Below are 416 nucleotides of genomic sequence, written 5' to 3'. Positions count from 1 at the left end.
TGCGCTTTTACAACAAACCTATGCAAGCTATACTCCTTAAGGTTTACTAAAAGGTAAAACGCGCTTTAATTTTATCTACAATAGTTTGGGCAAGTTTCTCATTACTTTCAACCGTCCATCCTGCTACATGTGGCGATAACAATACGTTTTTAGCTTGAATTAAATATTGAAACGCTTCAGGCATTTCAGAAGAAAATAAACTTTCAAAAGATGCTTTTTCATACTCTAAAACATCTAAACCTGCGCCTAAAATTTTACCTGTTTTTAATGCCGAAACCAAATTATTTGTAACTACGCTTTTACCACGTGCTGTATTAATTAACCAAAATGGTTTTTTAAAGGCATTAATAAAATTGGTATTAACCATGTTTAACGTTAGTGGTGTTTGTGGCGTATGTAAACTTAAAACATCAACT

The 416-nt window shown here is 32.5% G+C and carries 1 protein-coding gene; it reads right to left on the bottom strand.

Features of this window, described 5'->3' with window-relative positions; translation table 11 throughout:
• Positions 1-46 precede the first annotated feature (46 nt).
• On the bottom strand, positions 47-416 hold a 370-nt coding region (locus FUA24_RS25910; protein WP_317131967.1), incomplete at its 5' end, for an NAD(P)-dependent oxidoreductase.

It is taken from the genome of Seonamhaeicola marinus (assembly GCF_008085455.1).
Note: the sequence above shows the minus strand (reverse complement) of the source record. Positions and strands in the feature narration are given on the sequence as shown.